This is a genomic window from Streptosporangium sp. G11 (genome assembly GCF_051192615.1).
In the GTDB taxonomy this organism is placed as follows: Bacteria; Actinomycetota; Actinomycetes; order Streptosporangiales; family Streptosporangiaceae; genus Streptosporangium.
Map to the genome: position 1 here is coordinate 37,181 of NZ_JBPJUQ010000057.1, position 19,049 is coordinate 56,229.

Annotated in this window: 19 protein-coding genes; 10 read left to right on the top strand and 9 right to left on the bottom strand. The window is 71.5% G+C overall.

Features of this window, described 5'->3' with window-relative positions:
- Positions 1-178 precede the first annotated feature (178 nt).
- Complete coding sequence (locus ACSDR0_RS36720) at positions 179-946, top strand: group II truncated hemoglobin (RefSeq protein WP_435293554.1); 768 nt, start codon at positions 179-181, stop codon at positions 944-946.
- Positions 947-993: 47 nt separating this feature from the next.
- Here ACSDR0_RS36720 and ACSDR0_RS36725 read toward each other — a convergent pair whose 3' ends face one another.
- Positions 994-2,169: a LacI family DNA-binding transcriptional regulator gene (locus ACSDR0_RS36725; protein ID WP_435293555.1), complete on the bottom strand. Its 1,176-nt coding sequence runs from the start codon at positions 2,167-2,169 to the stop codon at positions 994-996.
- Between the two features lie 144 nt (positions 2,170-2,313).
- On the opposite strand from ACSDR0_RS36725, the gene ACSDR0_RS36730 reads away from it, so the two are divergent.
- The 4 genes from ACSDR0_RS36730 (at position 2,314) to ACSDR0_RS36745 (ending at position 5,910) form a co-directional block, all read left to right on the top strand.
- Complete coding sequence (locus ACSDR0_RS36730; RefSeq protein WP_435293556.1) at positions 2,314-3,594, top strand: MFS transporter; 1,281 nt, start codon at positions 2,314-2,316, stop codon at positions 3,592-3,594.
- Positions 3,595-3,859: 265 nt separating this feature from the next.
- Positions 3,860-5,077 (top strand): MFS transporter, encoded by a 1,218-nt coding sequence (locus ACSDR0_RS36735; RefSeq protein ID WP_435293557.1) that lies wholly within the window; start codon positions 3,860-3,862, stop codon positions 5,075-5,077.
- A 265-nt stretch (positions 5,078-5,342) separates the two neighbouring features.
- Positions 5,343-5,573 (top strand): hypothetical protein, encoded by a 231-nt coding sequence (locus ACSDR0_RS36740; RefSeq protein ID WP_435293558.1) that lies wholly within the window; start codon positions 5,343-5,345, stop codon positions 5,571-5,573.
- A 40-nt stretch (positions 5,574-5,613) separates the two neighbouring features.
- Positions 5,614-5,910, top strand: coding sequence for a hypothetical protein (locus tag ACSDR0_RS36745; RefSeq protein WP_435293559.1), 297 nt, complete (start codon positions 5,614-5,616; stop codon positions 5,908-5,910).
- Between the two features lie 130 nt (positions 5,911-6,040).
- Here the strand turns inward: ACSDR0_RS36745 and ACSDR0_RS36750 are convergent, their stop codons facing one another.
- The 4 genes from ACSDR0_RS36750 to ACSDR0_RS36765 all read right to left on the bottom strand — a co-directional run bounded on the left by ACSDR0_RS36750 (position 6,041) and on the right by ACSDR0_RS36765 (position 10,012).
- Entirely contained in the window at positions 6,041-6,973 is a 933-nt protein-coding gene (locus tag ACSDR0_RS36750; RefSeq protein ID WP_435293560.1) for an acyl-ACP desaturase, read from the bottom strand.
- Positions 6,974-7,095: 122 nt separating this feature from the next.
- The gene (locus ACSDR0_RS36755) at positions 7,096-7,815 is read right to left on the bottom strand and encodes a DUF998 domain-containing protein (RefSeq protein ID WP_435293561.1); all 720 of its coding nucleotides are present in this window, start codon (positions 7,813-7,815) and stop codon (positions 7,096-7,098) included.
- Positions 7,816-7,949: 134 nt separating this feature from the next.
- Positions 7,950-9,164 (bottom strand): glycosyltransferase, encoded by a 1,215-nt coding sequence (locus ACSDR0_RS36760; protein WP_435293578.1) that lies wholly within the window; start codon positions 9,162-9,164, stop codon positions 7,950-7,952.
- Between the two features lie 17 nt (positions 9,165-9,181).
- The gene (locus ACSDR0_RS36765) at positions 9,182-10,012 is read right to left on the bottom strand and encodes a DMT family transporter (protein WP_435293562.1); all 831 of its coding nucleotides are present in this window, start codon (positions 10,010-10,012) and stop codon (positions 9,182-9,184) included.
- A gap of 210 nt (positions 10,013-10,222) precedes the next feature.
- On the opposite strand from ACSDR0_RS36765, the gene ACSDR0_RS36770 reads away from it, so the two are divergent.
- Complete coding sequence (locus ACSDR0_RS36770) at positions 10,223-10,624, top strand: lipocalin-like domain-containing protein (protein ID WP_435293563.1); 402 nt, start codon at positions 10,223-10,225, stop codon at positions 10,622-10,624.
- Positions 10,625-10,778: 154 nt separating this feature from the next.
- Here the strand turns inward: ACSDR0_RS36770 and ACSDR0_RS36775 are convergent, their stop codons facing one another.
- From ACSDR0_RS36775 to ACSDR0_RS36785, 3 genes are all read right to left on the bottom strand, one after another.
- Positions 10,779-11,477 carry a DedA family protein gene (locus tag ACSDR0_RS36775; protein ID WP_435293564.1) on the bottom strand — a complete coding sequence of 233 codons (699 nt, stop codon included), beginning with the start codon at positions 11,475-11,477 and terminating at the stop codon, positions 10,779-10,781.
- Positions 11,478-11,637: 160 nt separating this feature from the next.
- Positions 11,638-12,111, bottom strand: a complete 474-nt coding sequence (locus ACSDR0_RS36780; RefSeq protein ID WP_435293565.1) for a TspO/MBR family protein — start codon at positions 12,109-12,111, stop codon at positions 11,638-11,640.
- A 69-nt stretch (positions 12,112-12,180) separates the two neighbouring features.
- The gene (locus tag ACSDR0_RS36785) at positions 12,181-12,840 is read right to left on the bottom strand and encodes a VC0807 family protein (protein ID WP_435293566.1); all 660 of its coding nucleotides are present in this window, start codon (positions 12,838-12,840) and stop codon (positions 12,181-12,183) included.
- 294 nt (positions 12,841-13,134) lie between these two features.
- Between ACSDR0_RS36785 and ACSDR0_RS36790 the strand changes: the two genes are divergently transcribed.
- A complete protein-coding gene (locus tag ACSDR0_RS36790; RefSeq protein WP_344919426.1) occupies positions 13,135-13,482 on the top strand; it encodes a luciferase family protein in 348 nt (115 codons plus the stop codon).
- Positions 13,483-13,566: 84 nt separating this feature from the next.
- Here ACSDR0_RS36790 and leuE read toward each other — a convergent pair whose 3' ends face one another.
- A complete protein-coding gene (gene leuE / locus ACSDR0_RS36795; RefSeq protein WP_435293567.1) occupies positions 13,567-14,241 on the bottom strand; it encodes a leucine efflux protein LeuE in 675 nt (224 codons plus the stop codon).
- 491 nt (positions 14,242-14,732) lie between these two features.
- Between leuE and ACSDR0_RS36800 the strand changes: the two genes are divergently transcribed.
- The 3 genes from ACSDR0_RS36800 (at position 14,733) to ACSDR0_RS36810 (ending at position 18,838) form a co-directional block, all read left to right on the top strand.
- Positions 14,733-15,131, top strand: coding sequence for a hypothetical protein (locus ACSDR0_RS36800; protein ID WP_435293568.1), 399 nt, complete (start codon positions 14,733-14,735; stop codon positions 15,129-15,131).
- A 173-nt stretch (positions 15,132-15,304) separates the two neighbouring features.
- Positions 15,305-17,146, top strand: coding sequence for a cellulose binding domain-containing protein (locus ACSDR0_RS36805; protein ID WP_435293569.1), 1,842 nt, complete (start codon positions 15,305-15,307; stop codon positions 17,144-17,146).
- A 132-nt stretch (positions 17,147-17,278) separates the two neighbouring features.
- Entirely contained in the window at positions 17,279-18,838 is a 1,560-nt protein-coding gene (locus ACSDR0_RS36810) for a cellulose binding domain-containing protein (RefSeq protein WP_435293570.1), read from the top strand.
- The last annotated feature ends 211 nt before the right edge of the window (positions 18,839-19,049 follow it).

Sequence of the window (19,049 nt, forward strand, 5' to 3'; positions counted from 1 at the left end):
ATTTTGAATGAACCAATGTTCACTCTACGGCATCCGCCCGCCGTTCCGCGTCGGCCGGGTGGACATCGTGACGACCGCGTTTCCTCGCGGCCGGTGGGGGAGCGGGATCGGCCCTTCCGGTCGCGATCGTCGGCCTTATAGGGTGATTACATGCTTACTTGATCTCTCTAAGGTGGAGATGATGATCGTTGAGTACATCCGTTACCGCGTCCCCCAGGCCGAGGAGTTCGAGGCCGCTTACCGCCGGGCGGCGGTGCCGTTGGGCAGAGCGCCCCAGTGCCTGGACTACGAGCTGTCGAGGTGTGCCGACGAGCCGGGCATCTACATCCTGCGCATCGTCTGGACCTCGGCGAAGGGTCACCTGGAGGGCTTCCGCGGCAGCGAGCACTTCACGGAGTTCTTCGCCGAGATAAAGCCGTACGTCGCGGACATCGAGGAGATGCGGCACTACGAGCCGGTGCTCCAGAAGACCGAGCCGGTGCTCGAGAAAACCGAGCCGACGCTGTTCGACTGGGCGGGCGGCGCGGCGGCGTTCGAGCGGCTGACCGAGACGTTCTACGGCCACGTGCGCCAGGACGAGGTGATCGGCCCGCTGTTCGCGCACATGGACCCGGACCATCCGCAGTACGTCGCGCTGTGGCTGGCGGAGGTCTTCGGCGGCCCCGACCGCTACACCCGCGAGCGCGGCGGTTACCCGCACATGCTCTCCCAGCATCTCGGCAAGCACCTCACCGAGCGGCAGCGTCGCAGGTGGGTGAGCCTGCTGATGGACACTGCCGATGAGGTGGGACTCCCCGCCGATCCCGAGTTCCGGGCGGCGTTCGCCGGATACATCGAGTGGGGCACCCGCCTCGCGGTGGAGAACTCCCGGCCGGGCGCCACCCCGCCCCCGCAGGCACCGGTCCCGCGCTGGGGATGGGGAGTCGCCCCGCCGTACCAGCCGTGACCCAGGCTTTCCTTCCCGGGCGGCGCGGTGGCGGCCTGGAGTGACCTTCAAGGTCGCTGAGTGGAGGAACGGCTGATCAACTGCCAGGCGACGTCGGTTTCCCGGTCGGCCGGGGTGAGGTGGTCGAGGGCGGTACGGGCGCAGCGGGCGCCCTGGTCGCGGAGGGACTGGGCGACGGTGGTGAGCCCGGCCGGGGCGGCGGCGTCGGAGTCGTCCCAGCCGCTGAGGGTGAAGTCGCCGGGGGCGGCCAGGCCCAGACGGGTGGCGGCCCGCAGGACGCCGAGGGCCAGCTCGTCGCCCATGGCGGCGATCGCGTCGCAGGCGTACGGGCCGGTGAGCAGCTCGGCCGCGAGTGTTTCGGCCTCGCGGGCGCTGTTGACGGAGCAGACGGCCACGCGGACCTGTGACCAGTCGCCGCCGGTCTCGGCCCAGGCGTCGCGGTAGCCGCGCAGGCGCTGGCGGGTCACCCGGAAGGTCGAGGCGTCGGGGTCGATGCCCGGGGACGCGTCGTCCGAGGTGGCTCCGGAGGTGGGCGGGGAAACTCCGGCGGTTCCGGAGGAGGCATCGCCGGAACCGGTGCCGGTGGTTCCTGGTGGCCCGCCGGAGGCACCGAAGGCGATGCTGGAAATCCTCGCGCGGTCGAGCGGAAAACTCAGCACCCCGGGCCGCCGCGCCCCCGCGAAGACCTCGCGGCCCACGGCCGTCGCCGCGGCGCGGTCGTCGGCGGCGACGAAGGAGAGGCCGTCGCGGCGCGGCCCTCCGTGGATCACGGCGGGCAGGCCGGTGGCGGAGATGGCGTCGATGACGGGGTCGTCGTCGGCGGTCGTCCAGACCACGAAGGCGTCGACGGCGGCCTCGGTGACCCGGTCGACGTCGGAGGGGCTTCCGGTGACGGGGACCAGCGTGAGTGCCATGCCGTGGTCGGCGCAGACCTGGGCGACGCCGGACAGGAAGCGGGTCGCCTGCGGGTCGTCGAAAGCGTAGGTGAGGTGCTCGCCGAGGACGACGCCCAGATTGCCGGTCCGGCCGCTGCGCAGCGAGCGCGCGCCGGGATGCGGGCCCGGGTAGCCGAGGCGCTCGGCGGCCTCGCGGACCCTGGCCCGCGCCTCGTCGGAGACCCGGCCCGGCCGGCCGTAGGCGTACGAGACGGTCATCACCGAGACCCCTGCCGCGCGGGCGACCTCGGCCATGGTCACCCGGCGTCGCCTCGCCCGTCCGCTCATGGGCCGAGGATAGCTGTGTATCGATACACAGCAGATATGTGTATCGTTACACGCATGTCAGGAGGAAAGAGCGGGGTCCGGGCGCGTACGGCTTATATGGGCTTTGCCGCATTCGGCACTTTCTGGGGGGTGTGGGGTGCCTCGGTGCCCGCGATCCGCGCCCAGGCGGAGCTCAGCGACGGGCAGCTGGGCACGGCGCTGCTGTTCGTCGGGGCGGGGGCGCTGCCCGCGATGCTCGTCACCGGCAGGGCGGTCGACCGCTGGGGGCTGCGGGTGGCCGCGTTCCTGCTGGTGACGCTCGGCGCGGTGGGGACGCTGGTGGCCGTGGCCGGGCGCGACTTCTGGAGCCTGTCGGCGGGGCTGGCGCTGCTCGGAGCCTCCTCGGGGGCGGCCGACGTCGCGATCAACGCGGCGGCGGCCTCGGCGGAGCGGGCGTCCGGCAGGCCGGTCATCACCCGCGCGCACGGCACCTTCTCCGCCATGGTGGTGGTCGGCAGCCTCTCCACCGGGCTGCTGCTCGGCGGCCTGGGGGTGCCGGTCGTCGTACCGTTCCTGCTGGTCGCGGGGGCCGCGGTCGGCGCGGCACTCAGCGTCGTGGCCGATCGGCGGGCGGCCCCGCTCGTCAAGGGGGCCGTCTCGGACGAGGCGGGGAACGCCTCGGTCATCGAGGTGACTGTCCCGGTCGTCGAAGGGGCCGCTCCGGTCGCTTCGGTCCTCAAAGGGACTGCTCCGGTCACCGAGGGAATCATCCCGGTCGCGGCGGGGGCCGCCCGGGACGGCGAGCGGCGAGGGTACGCCGTGGGCCTCTTCCCGTTGTTCGTGGTCGGCGGCCTGGGCGCGCTGGCCTTCGCGGTGGAGAACGCCCACCAGAGCTGGGGTGCGGTCTACCTGGCCGACGTGGCCGACGCGGGGCCCGCGCTCGCCGCGGCCGGTCCGGCGGTCTTCGCCGCCGTCGTGGCCCTCACCCGCTTCGCAGCCGGCGCGGTCGGTTCCCGGCACGCCACAACCGTGCTCGTCTCCGGCGCCATGACGGCCGCGGCCGGGACCGCGCTGGTTTCCGTCGCGACGGCCGTCCCGGTGGTCCTGCTGGGACTGGCCCTGGCCGCCGCGGGCACCGCGGTGCTCTTCCCCATGCTGATGGGCGTCGTCGCGGCACACGTGGGCGAGGAGACGAGGGGGAGGGCGACGTCCGTGGTGACCACCGTGGCCTACCTGGGATTTCTCGCCGGTCCGGTCTACGTGGGGCGCTGGGCCGACACGATCGGCCTGCCGGGGGCGATGGTGGCCGTGGCAGCCCTGGCCGCCGCCCTCGCGGTCCTGGCGTGGCCGTTGCTGCGCTCGGCCGTCGGCGCCGGATCCCCGTGGGACTCGCCTCGGGGCGACCTCGACCGCGTGAAGGACGTCACCGCTCACACCCCACGATGACTCGCCGGCTTTCGATCCGCCGAAGACCACGATCCGATCTCCTCGGGTGAGGAGGCCGCCGACCGCCGTTCCGGGTCCTCGCACACCCCCCGGCCCTCGCATGTGAGAAAGATGGCATAAGGTGGCTCGTCGGTGCGTTCAGGATGGACGCACACGATGACCGCACGGCGGCCGCGAAAGCGGTATCAACCCCGGTCGAAGCCCGCCTCCCCGGCGGGCTCCCGAACCGGGCGGAGTCTCCGTCTGGATGATGGACGGAGATCCGTTGACCTCATACTTCGCCGTGCTCGGTTCGCCCGGGGCGTGGCGCTTCCTTCTTCCCGCCTTCGTCGCGCGCCTCCCGAACGCGATGCTCCAGCTCGGCGTGCTGCTGCTCGTGCACTGGTCCACCGGCTCGTACGGCGCGGCCGGTGTGGCCGCCGCCGCCGCGGCGGTGGCACCCGCGCTGGTGGGCCCGCGGACCGGGCGGCTGGCCGACAGGTACGGACAGGCGAGGGTACTGGTCCCGCAGGTCATCGTGCACGCCTCCGCGCTGGGCGCCCTGCTGGTGCTCGCCTCGGCGCACGCCTCCGCGGTCTGGCTGGTGGTCGTCTCGGCGCTGGCCGGGGCCACGATGCCGCAGGTCGGCTCGATGGTCCGCGCCCGCTGGGCGCACGTGCTCGGCGGGTCGGGCAGGCTGGACACGGCCTTCGCCCTCGAATCCATCACCGACGAGCTGACCTTCACCCTCGCCCCGGTGCTGCTCGTGGCCATCTCGACCGGCTTCTCGCCGGTGTGGGCGCTGTCGGTGGCGCTCGTCATGGTCGTGGTGGGGACGCTCGCGTTCGCCGGGGTCCGCAGGGGCGCCCCCGAACCGATGCCGGTCCGGGTCCGTTCCCAGCACGGGGTGCTGCGGCTGCGCGGCGTGGCCGTGCTCGCGGCGGCCTTCGTCGCCCTCGGCAGCGTCTTCGGCAGCCTCCAGGTCGGCGTCACCTCCTACACCGCGGCCCTCGGCCAGGCCACCGCCGCCGGACCGGTGTACGCGACCTTCTCCGGCGCCAGCTTCGTCGGGGGCATCCTCTACGGCATGGTCCGCTGGCGGGTCGGCGCCCCGGTCAGGCTGGCCGCCGCCCTCGGACTGCTCTCCGCGGCCACCGTCGTCCTGACGCTCGCCGGATCCGTGCCGCTGTTGTACGCCGGAGCCGCCGTGGCCGGGTTCGTCATCGCCCCGGCCGTCATCACCGGCTACACCCTGATCGAGGGCCTCATCCCGGCCGAGGTCAGGACCGAGGCCTTCACCTGGCTCAACGGCTCCGTCGGTGTGGGCATCGCCGCCGGCGCGTCCGTCGCGGGCCAGCTCGTGGACCGCTTCGGCGCGGCGTTCGCCTTCCTCGTCCCCCCGGTCACGACCGGCATGGCCGCCCTGCTCGTACTGCTCCTCCTGCGCAGCCTGCGGCCGGGGGCCGGCGGCTCCCCGGCTCGCGAACTGGTCGCCACGGTCTGAGAGACACCGAGCCCGGAGGTCAACCACCCGTCAGCCGTGTCGCCGACCTGCCGGGACGGTACAGCCAGGTCATGTCCGACGAATCTGGCGGTGTTGTCAGAACGGCCGTACACGCCCAGTATGGGGATCTTCTATGCTCCGTACTCCGCGTACTCCGCGTGTTGCGGGGCAACGGGCACGACGACGAACGGACACCGGTGACATACACACTCCAGGAAGTCGGGACGAACGGGTCGCGTGCGCTGCCCGGAGAGCTGGTGGCGACATGAGCGGCCTTGGGAGGTGGAGCCTCGGTGTCGGCGTCGGGCTCCTGGTCGTGGCCGTGCTGTGCAGGGCGCTGAACCTGATCCCGGTCACGGTGATCACCGGCCTCCTGGGCCTGATCGCGCTCGGCATGGCGGGGTACGACGCGATCTACGAATGGCAGGGCCGGGTCAACCTGCGCCGTCGGGAAGCCAGGGCCCACCGGGAACGTGAAGGCCGCCAGGGCCGCTGAATCGCGGTGCGGGACCCACGCGGGCTGGTACAAATGCGGCATGAGCGAATCCGTCGGGTATCCCCGGCAGCCGAACGTGCCGTCGGCCCGGCGTGTCCGCAGCCGGACGTACCGCGTGTGGGCCCGCGCCCTCCTGTGGACGCCGATCGCGCTCACGGTGGCCGGTGTCGTCCTCGGCCTGGGGCTGTTCGCGGCCGCTGACGCCGACCCGGCGTACGGTTCGTCCGCGCTCGGCTATCTCGGCCTCTTCGTGTGGGGCGGCCTCGCGGTCCTGTCGCCGGTCCTGCTCGGGTCGTTCGTCGCCGGGCTGGTCATGCTGATCCGCGCGCGCGGCTGAGGTCGCGGCAGAGAGCGTGCCGGATGACCGGGCGACGGCGGTTGACGCCGGGCCACCGCGAAGCGGATGCCGCGGTAGCCCGGACAGGGATGCGGTACCGCGGAGAGGGACGCGGCGGCCGGAAAAGGAATCAGGCCCCGGCGGCCTGGCGGGCGCGGCGGGCCTCGCGGCGCTCGACGAAGCGGGAGGCGGTGGTCTCCAGCCGGCCGAGGAAGTCGGAGAGCTCCTCGCGGGCCTTCTCACCCTCGGCGCCGAGGTTCTTCATGTTGAACACGTCCCACTGGCGCAGGACCGGCTGCAGGACGTCGTCGATGTGCAGGCGCAGGTCGTAGATCCCGGCGTTGGCGATCGTCATGGCCTTGCGGGTGAAGCCCTCGATGCCGGTTCCCGGCATCTGGAAGGTGGTGACGACGTCGGTCACGGCGCGCATGGTCTGGTCGGGGGCGAGCTGGAAGGCCGCGTTGAGCAGGTTGCGGTAGAAGAGCATGTGCAGGTTCTCGTCGGCGGCGATCCGGGCGAGCAGCCGCTCGCAGTTGGGGTCCTCGGAGGCCCTGCCGGTGTTGCGGTGCGAGATGCGGGTGGCCAGCTCCTGGAAGGAGACGTACGCCACCGAGGCGAGCACGCCCTCGTAGGAGTTGGTGAAGCCCTCGCCCATGTGCACCATCCGGGCCCGCTCCAGCGCGACCGGGTCGACCGCGCGGGTGACCGTCAGGTAGTCGCGGATGGCGGTGCCGTGGCGGCCCTCCTCGGCGGTCCAGCGGTGCACCCAGGTGCCCCACGCCGCGTCGCGACCCAGGGTCGTGGCGATCTCGTGGTGGTAGCTGGGGAGGTTGTCCTCGGTCAGCAGGTTGACGATGAGGGAGATGCGGGCTTCCTCGGGAATCTTGGTGTCGGTCTCGACCCAGGCGTCCCCGCCGTAGAGGCCGTCGTAGTTTCGCCCCTCCGACCAGGGGACATACTCATGCGGGAACCACTCCTTGGCCACCTTGTGGTGCCGGTCCAGCTCCCCCGCGACGACAGGCTCAAGTTCGAGCAGCAGCTCGGTCTCACTGAACTCTCGCATCAGGTTTCTCCCTCGAAGACTACGCAACCGTAACCTACGTTAGCGTAGGTAAGGCCGTAATAGGTACGTGCCGCATGTCTCATTTACTGGCCCGTGGGCGATTCCAGGAAGCCCCTTCGTCATCAGCCGAGACCGATCGGCTGGCGAGGGTGCCGGGTGTCGTCCGGGCCGGGCTGCGCGGGGACCGTTATGCCCTGATGCTGCAGGGCCGACCGATGGGCGGGGTGACCGGCCACGCCGTCGCGATGGTCCGACCAGAGGGCGGCCAGGAGGATCAGCGCCATCTCGGAGAGCACCAGCAGCCGTTCCACCAGGCCGTAGTGGTCGGCGCCGTCGATCAGGTCCGAGGTGAGCGAGCCCGGGTGGGCGGCCAGGAACCAGGCGAGGAGCAGCGCCGACAGGACCGAGACCCCGGCCAGGGGGCCGTTTCCCGACCGGCGGCCGAGCATCCACCCCGCGCAGGGCAGCGCGGTGAAGACCACGGCCGCCGACCAGCGGTGGATCTCCCCGGCGATCGAGACGACGCCGGGCGCCGCGTCGGTGGGGAACGCGGCGGTGAGAAGGAGTCCCAGCGCCGCGGCCACGAACAGCGCCCGCGGCGCGGCGCCGCGCACCGGCTCCACCCGGGCCAGCAGGTACGCGACCCAGAGGCAGCCCATGGCCAGCGCGATCGTGCCGCACACCATCGCCCAGGCGCTGTCGTCGAGCAGCGCGTAGTCGCTGATCAGGCCGTCCAGCGGGCTCACCGTGTCCGCCGCGACCAGGTGCGCGTAGCCCATCGCGGCCAGGGCGAACAGCGGTCCGGCCACGCCCGGCCAGCGAGACGGCGGGCCCTCGTTCATCGGCGCGCCTTCCGCTGGGTCGCCTCGGAGTTCATCGCCCCGCCTTTCGGTGGATCGCCTCGGAGTTCATCGCCCTGCCTGCCGGTGGATCGTCTCGGAGTTCGTCTCCGCCCCCCGGCGAGCCGCCCCAGACGTCACCGCGCCACTTCCTGGTAGATCCTCTCGAACCTGCTCAGGGAGGTCTGGTGGTCGTGGGTCAGCGCGATGGCGCGGCTCGCGGCGCCCATCGTGGCGCGCGTTTCGGGCGAGGCGAGCAGGGCGCCCAGGTGCCGGGCCAGCTCCTGGACGTCGCCGGGCCGGAACAGGTGGCCGTTCTCGCCGGGCCGTACCAGGTGGGGCAGGGCCATCGCGTCCGCGGCGACGACCGGCAGGCCGCTGGCCATGGCCTCCAGCGTGGCGATGCTCTGCAGCTCCGCGACGCCCGGCATGACGAAGACGTCACCGGCGGCGTACACCTGGGGCAGCGTCTCGTCGGGGACGAACCCGAGGAAGGACACCCGGTCCCCGACCCCGATCCGGTCGGCCAGCTTGGCGAGCGCGGCCCGCTGGCCGCCGGTGCCCGCCAGCGCGATCTGCGCGTCGGCGTGGTTGAGCACGTGCGGCAGGGCGCGGATGACCTGGTCCAGTCGCTTCTCCTCGTCCAGCCGGCCGACGAACACGATCGTGTCCCGGTCGGGCAGGTCGAAGGCCTTGCGGGCCCAGGCCTTCGGCTCGGCGCGCGGCTGGAACCTCGCCAGGTCGATGCCGCAGGAGATGGGCTCCACCGGGGGGCCGAAACCCTTGCCCGTGAGCAGGCCGGCGGCGATCTCGGTGGGCGTGGTGACGCGGTCGGCCCTGGAGAAGACGCGGTTGAAGTCCTTCCAGGCCAGCGCGCCCGCCTTCTCGCGGAGCCGTCCGGGGATGTGCGCGAACTGGAAGAGGTTGTCGGGCATGAAGTGGTTGGTCGCCACGACGGGGATGCCGGCGCGCCGGGAGGCGGAGATCGCCGCGCGGCCGACGACGAAGTGCGCCTGCACGTGGACCACATCGGGGGCGATCCTGTCGATCAGCCGGTCCAGCCGGGTCGGCACCGTGACCCGCATGGTCGGGTGGACCAGCACCGGCGCCGAGCGCAGCCTGTGCACGGTCACCCCGTCCATGTGCTCGGTCCTGGCCGGTCCCTCGTCCGAGGCGCACACCACGTGGACCTCGTTCCCCCGCTCGGCCAGCCCCTGGGCCAGCCGGTGGGCGAAGTAGGCGGCGCCGTTCACGTCCGGCGGGTAGGTGTCGGCCCCGATCAGCACCCGGCGGGGCCGGGAGGGAAGGAGGGCGGGTCCCTGCACGGGGGTGTGCAGGGTGGTGACTGACATGGCCATCGAGGCTCCGTTCATCGTGCTATCACGTCGTGCGAGGGGGACATCGGAGTGGTACGGGCCAGCGCGACGGTTCCGGCGGCCGTGAGCGCGGCCGCGGCCAGCGCGGTGAGCGTGCTCGCCGCGCCCGTCGGCAGGGGTTCGCCGAGCAGGAGGGCACCGAAGGCGACGGCGGTGAGGGGGTCGGCCACCTGCAGGGCGGCGAACGCCACGCCGAAGTGGCCGACGGCGTAGGCGCGCTGGAGCAGCGCCAGCGCGATCAGGGCGGGCATCGGGACGGCGAGCAGGAACCAGAGCTCCCAGTTGCCGTCGACCAGGACCCGGGTGAGCGTGGCGGTCGCGCCGTACAGCACGCCCGCCCCCATGGCGAGCAGGCAGGCCCGCGCGGCGGGGGAGACCTGCCTGGCGAGGACCCACAGCACCAGGGCGGCGGTGGCCGCCCCCGCGAGCAGGGTCACCGCCTCCCCGGTGCTGAGGTGCGGTTTCCCGCTGTGCTCGGGCACCACCATCACCAGGCCGATCAGCCCGATGGCGATCACCGCCGCCGAGGCCAGCTCACCGGCCCGCGGCCTGCGGTGTTGCAGGGCGGCGGCGCAGGGCAGGGCGAACAGGAGGCTGGCCACGCCCATCGGCTGCACCAGGGTGAGCGGGCCGTACTTCAGCGCGACGATGTGCAGGGCCGTGCCGCCCGCGATGGCCAGGCCGCCGAGCAGCCATCGGGGACGCCTGACCAGATGCCCGAGGCCGGCGCCGGGCGTGCCCGCCGCCTCGAACTGCTGCAGCGCGGCACCGAGTGCGAAGAACAGGGAACCCAGCAACGCCAGGCCGGCCGCCAGCACAATCATGCGCACTCCTCCCAAGCAGATGAAGACATGGCGAGATGACCGGATCACCTCGTGGAGGCGTCCGTTGAAGGGCTTGCGGTGAACAGTCGAAGCGTCCCCCGGCGGAAGGTGCCGGAGCCATAGGGGTTCACCCTGACTTCGCAGGGAATTCCCCGAGATTCGCGTCGGGGCTGTTGACCTGCTGGCTTTTCTTATCGTAGTTTCGCGGGCATGAATCTCGTGGGCGCCTGGCGCCTGGTCGAGTGGCGGATCGTCGGTGCCGGGGGAAAGGTCTCGCATCCCTTCGGCACGGACGCGGTGGGTCTGCTCTGCTACACCCCCGACGGCCACATGAGCGCGACCATCGCGCGGGCCGGGCGCGCCCCGCTGCCCGGCGTCAGTCCCCGGCAGGCGCCCCCGGGGGCGCTGGCCGAGGCGTTCACGTCGTTCTTCGCCTACGCGGGCCGCTACGAGGTCCGCGACGGCCACGTCGCCCACGACGTCGAGGTGGCGCTCAACCCCGCCTTCGCCGGCACCGTCCAGGTCCGTGAGCTGAACGTCGACGATGACCGGCTGGTCCTGGCGGCGGCCGAGGACGACCGGTGGCACACCCTGATCTGGCGGCGGTCGTGAACACCGGGCGTTCGGTACGGGCTCGCGCGGGCGGTCGAGGCCCGGCGCGCCGGGGAGGGCCGGGGCGCCTGGACGACGCCTCCGTGGCCGGGCGCCTCCGTGGCCGGGCGCCTCCGTGTCACGGGTCCGCACGGGTCCGGGCGCGGTCCCGCCGTCAGTCGCGGGAGGCGACCAGCTGCGTCTCGGCCTCCGGCGCGGTGCGGCGGTGGCGGAGGTAGCGGACGACCTCGACCACGGCGGTGATCGTCAGGGCGATGCCGAGACCGAGCAGCAGCCCCTTGATCGGATCGTTCTCGAAGGCCGCGCCGCCCACGTAGCCGATCAGCCCCGAGTAAACCGCCCACGACACCGCGGCGACGGCGTCGAAGAGGGCGAACGAGCGCCGGGGGTAGGCGACCGCGCCCATGGTCAGGGTGCAGGCGGTCCGGCCGCCGGGAATGTAGCGGGCCACCACGAGGACCAGCCCGCCCCGCTCGGCCAGCGCCCGCTCCGCCCAGGCGAACGCCTTGCGGCTGCGCCTGCCGTTGCGCAGCCGGTCGTTGGTGGTACGCCCGATCGCGTACGAGATGTGGTCGCCCGCGAACGCGCCCAGCGCGGCCACCACGATCACCGGGAGCAGGTCGGGCGCGCCGGTGGCCGCGGCGAACACCCCGGCCGTGATGACGGACGTCTCCGCCGGGACCACGGGAAAGAACCCGTCGAGCATCGCCAGCGCGAACAGCACCAGGTAAATCCAGGGGGATGTCATCACATCGTGCAGGGCGTCGAGGATGGCCTGTGTCACGTCGGGCTCCAGCCGGGGGGTCGCGGATGTCTCACGCAGCAGGCTGACGGCCCGGTGATCCCGGGACATCGGGGAGGAACCCCGGTGTTCTCAGAGCACGCCCCTGAGATCACCGGGGGTCCGTCGTGTCGACCCTAGGAACCGGACGGAGTCGCTCACATCGCTCGAACGGCTTGAGCCACCCCCTCCTTTGGGCGGGGGCCTCTCCTCCTTACGGTGGAGACGCGGCTCAGTTGAGCTGCCAGATGGCGAAGTTCAGTGAGGCCGCGTACGTCACCCAGAGCAGGTAGGGCACCAGCAGCCAGGCGGCCGGGCGGCTGATCCGCCGGAACAGGACGATGGTGAGCACGATCGCGAGCCAGAGGACGACGATCTCGGCGAACGCCAGGCCGTACTGTCCGGCGCCGAAGAACAGCGGCGTCCAGGCCGCGTTGAGGACCAGCTGGACCGCGTAGACGCCGAGTGCCGGGGTGAGGTCGCGCGCCGACCAGGCGAGCCAGCCGGACACGGCGATCATGACGTACAGGACCGTCCAGGCCGGGCCGAACAGCCACTGCGGCGGAGCCCAGGGCGGTCGCTCCAGTGACAGGTACTCACCACGGGCGTTGACGGCCGCCAGCGATCCCACCACCGCCACCAGCACGAGCGCGACGGCGAATACCGGCAACCCGGCCCAGCGTTTCGGTTGTTGCGCGATGACCATGAAACCTCCCTGCCCCCTTCTTCGTACGTCTACCGCGCGGCGGTTTCCTCGTACGGGGGAGCGGGCGTCCTAGGCGGACGGGGCGGCGATGGCCCGGGTGGTGACGGGGTCGTAGTGCAGGCGGCGCAGCATCCGGCGGAAGGCGTACAGGGAGAAGGCCACCGCCAGGCCGCTGATCGCGGCCACGGCCGCGGTGCGGACCAGCAGGTAGGTGCCGATCGACTCGTGCAGCAGGAGCCAGATGCTCACCGCGGAGTTGGCCAGCAGCACGAAGGCCCACAGCAGGGTGATGCGGGCGAAGAACCGGCGGACCCGCTCGTGTTTCAGCACGGCCGAGGGCAGGTGGATGTAGTCGAGGGTCAGCTTCTGCACCAGCGGGCGGTTGAACCGCACCGAGGCGAGGAAGACCACGCTGATGCAGATCGTCCCGAGCTCCGGCTGGAGGAAGTAGATCACCGCGCTCCCGGTCCAGAACCCCAGCAGCGCCCTCACGGTGATCGCGATGACGGCGAGGATCATCGTCCCGGGCACCGGGATCCGCCGGACCAGCCGCCACCCCACTCCCGCGTACACCCAGGTGACCGCCGCGATCAGCGCGCCCTTCAGGCCGAGGAGCGCCAGCGCGGCGTAGAAGACGGCGAGGGGGGCGACGACGCCCTCCAGGAGCTTCGGCGCCGCCTGCCTGGCGAGAGCTGCGAGGCGGGGGAGGACGATGGGCTGGTGGCTCATGACACTCCACGGACTGGTGCGGTGGCAGGCGCTGGGCGTTCACGCCTACCCCGGCATGACATGAGCATGTCAGGCCGTCGCAGGGGGTTGCTGGAGAGGGCTGTTCCCGGTGTTCGCCCGGGCACTCACGGTACCTGACCCCGTCCCGTGCTCTCGTGAAAACAACTCAATAACACTGCAATAACGGATGAGACAGGTGCGGATCATTACGATTCACAAAAAGGATCACTATGCCGGTAACGGTTGAGAAACGGGAGCTTTCCTGATCGGGTCCGGTCCACGACGATGAGAGACATGGCAGTGCTGCGCACGCACGCGTCCCGCCGTTCCACCGAGGGTGTCGAGAATGTGGCGGCCCAGCTCGTCCGCTGGCCGGACCTGGCGCTGAAGCGCACCAGGAAAGGGCTGGGGTTCCGGGCCGGCGGCCGGGAGATCGTCAGGATGTCCGGCGACCACACCGCGGAGCTCCTCCTCACCAAACCCGTGATCGACCGGTGGGCCCGGGTGCTCACCGACTGCCACCGGGTCACCCCCGGCGCCGACGCCGGGTGGGTGGCCATGTCCATCGAGGGCCGGGCCGACGCCGAGCTGTTCCTCTCGCTCGTCAGCGTCGCGATCAAGGCCAACCAGGGCTCGCGGTAGCCGGCGCCGACCGGGGGCCGCGGCGGCCGGTGTCGCCCGAGGGGGCGCGGTGGCCGGCGCCCCCAGGGGCCGGGGTGGCCGGCGTCAGCCGATGGTCGCGGTGGCCAGCCTCGCGCCGAAGCCGATGAACAGCGCGCCCACGCCCGTCCGCAGCGCGGCCGACAGCCCGCGGCGGGCCCGGAACTGGCCGGCCAGGAACGTCCCGCCGAAGATCAGCGCCGACAGGTAGAGCACGCTGAACAGCTGGCAGATCGCGCCCAGGATCAGGAACGACAGCGCGGGGGTGCCGTAGGCCGGGTCCACGAACTGGATGAAGAACGAGATGAAGAACAGGATCGCCTTCGGGTTCATCAGGCTGACGATCAGGGCCTTGCGGAAGGCGCTCTCCGCGCCCCGCTCCCGCGCGGGAACCGTCCCCGCGGCCTCGGCTCCGGTCCCGGCCTCTGTCCCGGGAGAGCGCCGCGAGCGCCAGGCCGACCGGAGCATCTGGAACCCGATCCACGCGAGGTAGCCCGCGCCGGCGTACTTGACGACGTTGAACAGGATCGGCGTCGACTTCAGCAGGGAGGCGACCCCCGCCGCCGCCAGCACCATCAGGACGGTGTCGCCGACGAAGACCCCCATCGCCCCCCGGTAGCCCTGCCTCACCCCGCGTGACGCGGCGGTGCTGAGCACGTACAGCGAGTTCGGGCCGGGCAACAGGATGATGAAGAAGGCGCCGACCACGTAGGTCCAGATGTCGGTGATGCCAAAGAACACGGCGATACTCCAGAGGGCGTTACGGATGCACCAGTACCGTACCGCCTAAAGGTATATATACCCCTTATCCGGTTTTCCGGACGCGATGATCCGGGTTAATCGGACAGGGCAGACCGCGTCGTCCGGGGGCGACGGGATCGTGCCCCGGGGCCGTCGCCGGGCCGTCGCGGGAGTGGCGGACGGGGAGGGCGGCGAGCGAGGGGTCGCCGTGCCGTTCCTCCGGGTGGCCGGGGGCGACCGGTGGAACGTGTCCTGACACGGCGTCGGCGATGGACATTTTTGGGCCTTGTGGGAGGAGTCTGTCAAGGCTACGATCGCGACAACTCTTAGGAAACTTTCCTAAAAGAAATGCCGACTGGGGGTGCCCATGGCCCGTGCGTCCCCTCCGACCGATTTCTAGCTGCGAAAACGCGACGGCGGCAGCCGTCGCCGCTGAAGGTCCGACCGTCCGGACGCCTCACCCCCCAGGTTCCACGTCCATGGGAGCGATCATGCGGCGCACCTTTCCCTTACTTGTCCTGACTCCGGCTGCAAGCCTTCACCCCGGCCTGCCAGCGCCCGGCATCACCGCCGCCACCGCCGTCTCCGGCGTCACGGCCGTCCCCGCCATCGCGGCCATCGCCGCGCCCGCCACCGGCACGGCCGCCGCGGCCACCATCGGCGCCGCCGTCGCCGCCGCCCGTCCCGAGGCCTCAGGCCGGGGCCCGCGAGCCACGGGCGAGCACCGGCGCCCGGGAGCCACGAGCGAGCGCGCCACCACGGACGCCCCCGCCGGATCCCTGATCCTCCCCAAGGCCGGGCGCGGCCTGTCCTCGGAGCACCGACGCCGGATGCCGGCGGCGCCACCCGCCGGTCGGCGACGTCCAGAGCGCGTGACGGCGACCCGCTGACGACTCGCCGATCCCGGCGGCCCCCGGCGTCCCGCATCGATCGACGGAACGGTCCCGCCCCCGGGCGGAACCGTGCCCACCCCGCCGTACGGCTCGCGCCCACGTTCGCGCCCGCGCACCCCCCACGTGGCGCGGGTCGTACGGTCACCCCCCACCGAATGCATGAGGTAAACGTGAAATTACGCGCCATCGCTCGTTCTCTCGTCGCCCTGGCGGCCCTCGTCCTGGCGATGACGGTCGCACTCCCCGCCCAGGCAGCCTCGGCCACCGCCGTCTTCACCAAGACCTCGGACTGGGGCACCGGTTTCGAGGGCAAGTACACGATCACCAACGGTGGTACGACCACGATCAACGGCTGGTCGGTCGCCTTCGATCTGCCCTCGGGTGCCAACATCGGGTCCTTCTGGGACGCGTCGCTGAGCCGTAGCGGGCAGCGGTTCACCTTCACCAACGTCGGCTGGAACGGCACCCTGGCTCCCGGGGCCACCGCGAGCTTCGGCTTCAACGGCTCTCCGGGTAGCGCGACCCCGTCCAACTGCACCCTCAACGGCGCGTCCTGCGCCGGCGGCACCAACCCCGGAACCCCGGGGACGCCCGGCACCCCGTCGGTGACCGGGACGACCAACTCCTCGATCTCCCTGTCGTGGGGTGCCTCCAGCGGCACCGTCACCGGCTACCGCGTCTACGAGGGCGCCACGCAGCGGGCTCAGGTGACCGGCACCAGCGCGACCATCGGTTCGCTGGGCACCTGCACCTCGCACACCTACACGGTCAAGGCCTACAACGCCCAGGGCGAGTCGGCCGCCAGCGGCGCGGTGAGCGCCACCACCACCGGCTGCACCAGCGGCGCCCCCGGCAAGCCGGGCGCGGTGTCGGCGACGGGCGGCGCGAACAGCGTGGCGCTGTCGTGGGGCGCGTCGTCGGGGACGGTGACGGGCTATCGGGTGTACGAGGGATCGACGGTCAGGGCGACCGTGACCGGGACGAGCACGACGGTCTCCGGGCTCGGCGTGTGTGAGGCGCACACCTACACGGTGGCGGCGTACAACTCCGCGGGCGAGGGTCCGAAGAGCGACCCGGCCAGTGCGACCACGACCGGCTGCACCGGCGGCGGCCCGCTGCCCAAGCACTTCCTCACCGGCTACTGGCACAACTTCGACAACCCGGCCGTCGAGCTGCGGCTGTCGGCGGTACCCAACGAGTACGACCTGGTCGCTGTCTCCTTCGGCGAGGCCACCGCCACCCCCGGTGAGGTCGTCTTCGGCGTGGACCCGGGTCTGTCCGCCTCCCTCGGCGGCTACACCGACGCCCAGTTCAGGGCCGACGTGCAGACCCTGCACTCCCGCGGCAAGAAGGTCATCCTCTCGGTCGGCGGCGAGGCGGGCCGCGTGCAGGTGGCCAGCGCCGCCGCCGCGACCAAGTTCGCCGACACCGTTTACGCCCTGATGCAGAGCTACGGCTTCGACGGCGTCGACATCGACCTGGAGAACGGGCTCAACTCCACCTACATGGGCCAGGCGCTCCGGTCGCTGCGGGCCAAGGCGGGGGCGAACCTGATCATCACGATGGCGCCGCAGACCATCGACATGCAGTCCACCGGCGGCGAGTACTTCAAGCTGGCGCTGAACATCAAGGACATCCTCACCGTCGTCCACACCCAGTTCTACAACTCCGGTTCCATGCTCGGCTGCGACCAGATGGCCGCCTACTCGCAGGGCACGGTCAACTTCATGACCGCGCTGGCCTGCATCCAGCTGGAGAACGGCCTCCGCCCCGACCAGGTGGCGCTCGGCCTGCCCGCCGGACCCGGCGCGGCGGGCGGCGGGATCGTCGCCCCCGCCCTGGTGAACCAGGCCCTGACCTGCCTGGCCACCAGGACCAACTGCGGAAGCTTCGTGCCGCCGCGCGCCTACCCCGGGATCCGTGGCGCGATGACCTGGTCCATCAACTGGGACGCCAGCAACAACTGGAACTTCTCCCGGACCGTCAAGCCGCACCTCGCGACCCTGCCCTAGCCTCCCGCCTCCCGGACCTGCCCGGCCTCCCACGACTCACGACCCGGCCGGGCAGGCCCCGGATCCCGCACCTCGAACACCCCGCATCCCCAACGCCCCCAACACCTCGCACCCCCCAACCGAGGAAGAGCCATGAGATTTCGACGAACACTGACTGCGGTCCTGGCCGCGCTCGGCATGTCACTCGGCCTGTCGATGGTCGCGACCCCCGCCTTCGCGGCGCCCCCCACCGCCGTCTTCACCAAGGTCTCCAACTGGGGCACCGGTTTCGAGGGCAAGTACACGATCACCAACGGTGGTACGACCACGATCAACGGCTGGTCGGTCGCCTTCGATCTGCCCTCGGGTGCCAACATCGGGTCCTTCTGGGACGCGTCGCTGAGCCGTAGCGGGCAGCGGTTCACCTTCACCAACGTCGGCTGGAACGGCACCCTGGCTCCCGGGGCCACCGCGAGCTTCGGCTTCAACGGCTCTCCGGGTAGCGCGACCCCGTCCAACTGCACCCTCAACGGCGCGTCCTGCGCCGGCGGCACCAACCCCGGAACCCCGGGGACGCCCGGCACCCCGTCGGTGACCGGGACGACCAACTCCTCGATCTCCCTGTCGTGGGGTGCCTCCAGCGGCACCGTCACCGGCTACCGCGTCTACGAGGGCGCCACGCAGCGGGCTCAGGTGACCGGCACCAGCGCGACCATCGGTTCGCTGGGCACCTGCACCTCGCACACCTACACGGTCAAGGCCTACAACGCCCAGGGCGAGTCGGCCGCCAGCGGCGCGGTGAGCGCCACCACCACCGGCTGCACCAACCCCGACCCGGGCGGCAAGATGCCCGGAGCCCCGTACCTCTACATGGGCTGGGGCAACCCGCCCAACCCCGCGACCGTCATGAGCGCCACCGGTGTGAAGTCCTTCACCATGGCGTTCATCCTGTCCAGCGGTGGCTGCAACCCCGCCTGGGACGGCTCCAGGCCGCTGACCGGCGGCACCGACCAGACCGCGATCAACCAGATCAAGGCCGCGGGCGGCAGCGTGCAGATCTCCTTCGGCGGCTGGTCGGGCAACAAGCTCGGCCCGAACTGCTCCACCCCGGCCGCCTTCGCCGGAGCCGTGCAGCAGGTCATCAACGCCGTCGGCCCCGCGGTCGTCGACTTCGACATCGAGAACACCGACGAGTTCGAGAACTACACCGTCCAGGACCGCATCCTGAACGGCCTGAAGATCGTCAAGCAGAACAACCCGAACGTCAAGATCGCCGTCACCTTCGGCACCTCGACCACCGGCCCGACCTCCCACGGCATCCGCCTGATCAACCAGGCCAAGGCGCTGGCCGTGCCGATCGACAACTACACGATCATGCCGTTCGACTTCGGCGCCTCGAACATCTACAACGACACCGTCAACGCCTCCGAGGGCCTGAAGAACGCCCTCAAGGCCGCCAACGGCTGGACCGACGCGCAGGCGTACGCCCGGATGGGCATCTCCGGCATGAACGGCCTGTCCGACCAGCAGGAGCTGACCACGGTGGCGGCCTGGACCCAGATCCGCGACTGGGCCAAGTCCAAGGGCCTGACCCGCTTCGCCTACTGGGCGGTCAACCGCGACCGTCCCTGCCCGGGCGGCGGCGTGACCTCCAACTGCAGCGGGATCGCCCAGAACGACTGGGACTTCACCCGCGTCACCGCCGGCTTCTGACCCGCACCGTGCGGGCCCGCTCCGAGCGGAGACGCCCGGCGCGAGCCCGCACGACCGGAACGACCGGACCCGTACCACCGGCACGACCCGTACGGCCCGCATGACCCGTACGGCCGGCACGACCCGTACGGCCGGCACGACCCGCACCCCCTACCCGGGGTGCGGGTCGTGCCCCCACGACACCCTCCTAAAGATCTTTGCGGGGTACATC